Source organism: Sphingomonas mangrovi (assembly GCF_047975845.1).
In the GTDB taxonomy this organism is placed as follows: Bacteria; Pseudomonadota; Alphaproteobacteria; order Sphingomonadales; family Sphingomonadaceae; genus Sphingomonas.
Genome location: NZ_JBIUCZ010000065.1, coordinates 1 through 5,440, shown reverse-complemented (window position 1 = coordinate 5,440; position 5,440 = coordinate 1). Strand labels below are relative to the sequence as shown.

5 protein-coding genes are annotated in these 5,440 nt (G+C 70.6%); 2 read left to right on the top strand and 3 right to left on the bottom strand.

The window, feature by feature from the left end; all coding sequences use genetic code 11:
• Positions 1-126 precede the first annotated feature (126 nt).
• From ACBY01_RS17070 to ACBY01_RS17060, 3 genes are all read right to left on the bottom strand, one after another.
• Positions 127-477 carry a hypothetical protein gene (locus tag ACBY01_RS17070; protein ID WP_416462186.1) on the bottom strand — a complete coding sequence of 117 codons (351 nt, stop codon included), beginning with the start codon at positions 475-477 and terminating at the stop codon, positions 127-129.
• Positions 478-555: 78 nt separating this feature from the next.
• Complete coding sequence (locus ACBY01_RS17065) at positions 556-1,860, bottom strand: PQQ-dependent sugar dehydrogenase (RefSeq protein ID WP_416462185.1); 1,305 nt, start codon at positions 1,858-1,860, stop codon at positions 556-558.
• Positions 1,857-2,294 carry a DUF2231 domain-containing protein gene (locus tag ACBY01_RS17060; RefSeq protein WP_416462184.1) on the bottom strand — a complete coding sequence of 146 codons (438 nt, stop codon included), beginning with the start codon at positions 2,292-2,294 and terminating at the stop codon, positions 1,857-1,859. The genes ACBY01_RS17065 and ACBY01_RS17060 overlap by 4 nt, the downstream gene beginning before the upstream one ends.
• A gap of 379 nt (positions 2,295-2,673) precedes the next feature.
• On the opposite strand from ACBY01_RS17060, the gene ACBY01_RS17055 reads away from it, so the two are divergent.
• Complete coding sequence (locus ACBY01_RS17055; RefSeq protein WP_416462187.1) at positions 2,674-4,923, top strand: heavy metal translocating P-type ATPase; 2,250 nt, start codon at positions 2,674-2,676, stop codon at positions 4,921-4,923.
• Entirely contained in the window at positions 4,920-5,312 is a 393-nt protein-coding gene (gene cueR, locus ACBY01_RS17050; RefSeq protein ID WP_416462183.1) for a Cu(I)-responsive transcriptional regulator, read from the top strand. Before ACBY01_RS17055 ends, cueR begins: the two co-directional genes overlap by 4 nt.
• The last annotated feature ends 128 nt before the right edge of the window (positions 5,313-5,440 follow it).

The following is a 5,440-nucleotide window of genomic DNA, read 5'->3' as shown; positions in this document are numbered from 1 at the left end:
AGTAGCCGTCGAGCTTGTCGAGACGGCGTATCGAGAGGTCGGTCGTTGGGGCTCTCTCGATACGGGCTCTCGACAAGCTCGATCCCTACTCGAGACGAACGGGCAATGGATGAATGTCGATCAAGCCTAGGCGGCATCCACCTTCGACGCGAGCGCCCGCGCCAGCGTGGCGATCGCGACGGCGGGCAGGCTAAGCAGCACGGCGAAGAGCACCCCGACCGGCCACATGCCGTCGAGGCCGGCGTTGATCCACAGCACGGCAAGCTGCGAGAAGACGAACAGGCCGCTTGCGAGCGCCGCCCTGCGCCGCAGCAGGGCTCCCGCCGCGGCCGAGGCGATCAGCGCGGCCGGATAGGCGAGGGTCCAGTAGGTGGGCGCGTCCCAGGGTTCCGCGACGGCAGCGATCCGGCAGACGAGCTGCCAATAGCCGACGCCGAGCAGCAACGCCGTGAGAAGCGGGACGAGACGCCTGTCCATGGCGGCTTCTTCCCACAGCTCGCCGCGCCCGCCAACCGCCGGGCCCGACCTCTGCCGCAGCGGCGGGCCGGGCCGGCGCTACCCGCCCGGCGCCGCCGTGACCCGCCAGATGGCGTTGCCGACGTCGTCGGCGATCAGCAGCGCGCCGGTGCGGTCGAGCGTCACGCCAACCGGACGGCCGCGCGCCTCGCCGTCGTCGTCCACGAAGCCGGTGACCACGTCCACCGGCTTGCCGCTCGGGCGCCCGCCGGCGAAGGGAATGAAGACCACCTTGTAGCCGTTGAGGTGGCCGCGATCCCAGCTGCCGTGCTCGCCGATGAAGGCGCCGCCGCGCAGCGCGGGCGGGAGCGACGTGCTGGTCGCGAAGACCATCCCCAGCGGCGCGACGTGCGAGCTCAGCGAATAATCGGGCTTGATCGCGCGTGCGACCATTTCGGGGCGCTGCGGGTGGACGCGCGGATCGACGTGCTGGCCCCAATAGCTCCACGGCCAGCCGTAGAAGCCGCCATCGCGCACCGAGGTCATATAGTCGGGGACGAGGTCCGGCCCCAGCTCGTCGCGTTCGTTGACCACGGTCCACAGCTGGCCGGTCGCAGGGTGGAAGCTCAGGCCGTTGGGGTTGCGCAGCCCCGTCGCATAGGCGCGATGGGCGCCGGTAGCGCGATCGACTTCCCAGATGCGGGCACGGTCCTTTTCGGCCTCCATCCCCTTTTCGGTGATGTTGCTGTTCGAACCGATGCCCACGTAGAGCTTGGACCCGTCCGGGCTCGCCACCATGCTCTTGGTCCAGTGGTGGTTGATCGGGCCGCCGGGCAGCTCGGTCAGCACCTGCCCGGGTGCGGTGATTTGCGTCTGCCCGGCGACATAGGGGTAGCGGACGATCGCGTCGGTGTTGGCGACGTACAGGTCGCTGCCGACCAGCGCGACCGAGAAGGGCGCGTTGAGCCCGTCGAGGAAGGTAGTGCGCAGCTCCGGCCGGCCGTCGCCGTCGGCGTCGCGCAGCAGGGTGATGCGGTTGCCGCCCTGCGTCTTGGCGTGGCCGAACCCCTGGATGAAACCGACGACGATGTCCTTGGGCCGAGTCACCGGCTCGCTCGGCCCCTTGGGCTCGATCGCCAGCACGTCGCCGTTGGGAAGGACATAGAGCCCACGCACGTTCTTGAAGCCGTCGGCGAAGGCGGAGACCTGCAGACCGGCGGGCACCGTCGGCTTGGCACCGTTCCACGGCACGACCGTCGCGATGTGCATCGGCGGCACGAGATATTGCTGGATCGCCGGCAGCTGGGGATCGGGCCCGGTCTGCTGGTGCGGATTGTCGCCGCCGCTCGCGCAGGAGGCTAGGGCGAACGCGGTGCCGGCGGCGAGGAAGGTCTTGCGCATCATGCCACTCCCGCCCGGCGCTGGCCCAACATCTTATAGCCCATCCAGCTCGAGGCGAGGACGAGCACGGCGGTGATCGCGGACAGGACGAGCCCGCCCGGAACCACCGAGGTCCAGGCGTCGCGGCTGTGGATGAAGCCGTTGACGATGGCGACCACGAAGGTCGCCGCGGTCAGCAGCGAGTGCAGCCACGAGGAGCGACGCCGCGTGTGGCGGGTGCGCAGCGCGTCGACGATGCCGGCGATCGCGGCGAGCACACCCATGATCACCCCGGCGGCGATCAGCCAGACCGAGAAGTTCGCCCACTGCATCTCGGCGGTGTTGGCATAGGTGACGTCGGTGACGAGCGCGCCGGTGAAACACACCAGCGGATAGGCGGCGAGCATCCCGTGCAACGGGTGCCACGCGCCCGCGCGGTCGATCGGATCGGATGCCATGCGGTCGTCCCTGGTTCTGTGCTCTGCCGTCGTCATCTCGGCTCCTCGGATCGTGGGCGGTCTGCCCCGGTTCGTATCGTTGTCGCGTCGGCGCCCAGCCGTCCCCAGCAAGACAAACCTAGGTTATCCGCCACCCCAACGGTGTCAGGTTCACTATCCGGCGGAACGTCCCAGTCCGGCTAAGTGTCCGCAGCCGCGTCGGTTTCCGCGATCCTTCGAGGGACGCGCCGATCGCGCCGTCGCGCCTTGACCCTGACACCATGTCAGTCCCCATCTAGCGGCGATGGAGGATGCGATGGACGATCACGGGCAGGGTACCGGCGGGTGCTGCGGTGGCTGCGGCTCGACGGCGCACGCGGCGAAGGATCCCGTGTGCGGCATGACGGTCGATCCGGCGACCACGGCACACCATGCCGAGCATGCCGGCACGGCCTATCACTTCTGCTCGGCCGGCTGCCGCGCCAAGTTCGTCGCCGATCCGCAAGCCTATCTGAAACCGCGCCCGCAGGCGGCGGCGGTGCCCGGCGCGACCTACACCTGCCCGATGCATCCGGAGGTGCGCCAGCAAGGTCCCGGCACCTGCCCGATCTGCGGCATGGCGCTGGAGCCGGAGGCGCCGTCGCTCGACGACGGGCCGAACCCGGAGCTCGTCGACTTCACCCGCCGCACCTGGATTTCCGCGGCGCTGGCGGTGCCGCTGCTGGCGGTGTCGATGGGCGCGGAGATGCTGGGGCTGCATCTGGTGCCGGCGGCGTGGTTGCCGTGGGTGCAGCTCGCGCTGTCGGCGCCGATCGTGCTGTGGGCGGGGCTGCCGTTCTTCGCGCGCGGCTGGGCCTCGCTCGGCTCGCGGCACTTCAACATGTTCACGCTCGTGTCGATCGGGGTAGGGGCGGCGTTCCTCTACAGCCTGGTGGCGACGCTGGTGCCGGGCGTGTTCCCGGCCAGCTTGCGCGCGCACGGCAGCGTTCCGGTCTATTACGAGGCGGCGGGCGTGGTCGTGACGCTGGTGCTGCTGGGCCAGGTGCTCGAACTGCGCGCGCGCGCCGCCACCGGCCGGGCGATCCGCGCGCTGATGACGCTGGCGCCCAAGACGGCGCGGCGGATCGGCGCCGACGGCAAGGACACGGAGGTGCCGCTCGACGCGATCGTTTCGGGCGACCGGCTGCGCGTGCGGCCAGGCGAGGCGGTGCCGGTCGACGGAGCAGTGGTCGAGGGCAGCTCTGCGGTCGACGAAGCGATGCTCACCGGCGAGCCGGCGCCCGTCGCCAAGGATGTCGGCGCGACGCTGACCGGCGGCACGGTCAACGGCACCGGCAGCCTGGTGATGGAGGCGCGCGCGGTCGGCGCCGACACGGTGCTCGCGCGGATCGTCGCGATGGTCGCCGCGGCGCAGCGGAGCCGGGCGCCGATTCAGGCGGTGGCGGATCGCATCGCCGGCTGGTTCGTGCCGCTGGTGATCGCGGTCGCGCTCGCGACGTTCGTGGTGTGGAACCTGGTCGGGCCGGAGCCGCGCTTCGGCCATGCGCTGCTCAACGCGATCGCGGTGCTGATCATCGCCTGCCCCTGCGCGCTCGGCCTCGCCACGCCGATGTCGATCATGGTCGGCACCGGCCGCGGCGCGCAGGGCGGCGTGCTGGTCAAGGATGCCGAGGCGTTGCAGGCGCTCGACACCGTCGACACGCTGGTCATCGACAAGACCGGCACGCTGACCGAAGGCAAGCCCAAGCTAACCGCGATCGAACCGATCGACGTGGCGGAGGACGAACTGCTCGCGCTCGCGGCAGCGGTCGAAGCGCATTCCGAACACCCGCTCGCGCATGCGGTCGTCTCGGCCGCCGGGGAACGCGGGCTGACGGTGCCGGAGGCGCATGCGTTCCGCTCGGTCACCGGCGCCGGCGTCGAAGCGCAGGTCGACGGCCGCAGCGTCGCGATCGGCAACGCCGCGATGCTGGAGGAGGTCGGCGCCGACCCGAAGCCGCTGGCGGAGCGTGCCGAGGCGCTGCGCGGCGACGGGGCGGGGGTGATGCTGGTTGCGCTCGACGGCCGCCTCGCGGGGCTGCTTGCCGTGGCCGACCCGGTCAAGGAGTCCGCCGCGCAGGCGATCGCCGATCTCCACGCCGAGGGGCTGCGCATCGTCATGCTGACGGGCGACGGGCGGGGTACCGCGGAGGCCGTGGCGCGCACGATCGGCGGGATCGACGAGGTCCATGCCGAGCTCACGCCCGAGGACAAGGCGCGCATCGTCGACGAACTCAAGGCGCGGGGCGCGACCGTGGCGATGGCGGGCGACGGGATCAACGACGCGCCCGCGCTGGCCGCCGCCGACGTCGGCGTGGCGATGGGTACCGGCACCGATGTCGCGATCGAGAGCGCCGGGCTGACGCTGACGAAGGGCGATCTGGCGGCGATGGTGCGCGCGCAGCGGCTGGCGAAGGCGACGATGCGCAACATCCGCCAGAACCTCGCGTTCTCCTTCCTGTTCAACGGCATCGGCGTGCCGGTGGCAGCGGGCGTGCTCTATCCGATCGCCGGCATCCTGCTGTCGCCGATGCTCGCCGGGGCTGCGATGGCGCTGTCGTCGTTCGCGGTGGTGACCAACGCGCTCAGGCTCAACGGAGTACGGCTATGAACATCGGCGAGGCGGCGGCGGCGAGCGGCATCTCGCAGCGGATGATCCGCCATTACGAGAAGATCGGGCTGATCCCCGCGCCGCTGCGACGCGACAGCGGCTATCGCGACTATGCCGAGGCGGACGTGGCGCGGCTGCGCTTCGTCGCCCATGCCCGCGACCTGGGCTTTCCGATCGAGGAGATCCGCTCGCTGCTCGGGCTGTGGCAGGACCGGCACCGCTCCAGCGCCGACGTGAAGGCGCTGGCGATCGCGCGCGCGGAGGAACTCGGCCGAAAAGCGCGCGCGCTGGAGGAGATGCGCGGAACGCTGCTCGACCTGGCGCAACGCTGTCATGGCGACGACCGGCCCGATTGCCCGATCCTCGACCGGCTGGCGGAGACGGGGTGATCGCGCAACTCCCACCTTCGTCATGCTGACGGAAGTCAGGATGTGGATTCACATTCGAAGTGCAACAGTTGGAACGCCTCGGCGGGGGTACGGAAGCCGAGGCACTTTCTGGGGGTGTTGTTGTAGGC

Bases quoted from the DNA above. Each gene is read 5' to 3' on its own strand.
- ACBY01_RS17065 (WP_416462185.1), bottom strand. From the start codon at position 1,860: ATGATGCGCAAGACCTTCCTCGCCGCCGGCACCGCGTTCGCCCTAGCC.
- ACBY01_RS17060 (WP_416462184.1), bottom strand. From the start codon at position 2,294: ATGGCATCCGATCCGATCGACCGCGCGGGCGCGTGGCACCCGTTGCAC.
- cueR (WP_416462183.1), top strand. From the start codon at position 4,920: ATGAACATCGGCGAGGCGGCGGCGGCGAGCGGCATCTCGCAGCGGATG.
- ACBY01_RS17070 (WP_416462186.1), bottom strand. From the start codon at position 477: ATGGACAGGCGTCTCGTCCCGCTTCTCACGGCGTTGCTGCTCGGCGTC.
- ACBY01_RS17055 (WP_416462187.1), top strand. From the start codon at position 2,674: ATGACGGTCGATCCGGCGACCACGGCACACCATGCCGAGCATGCCGGC.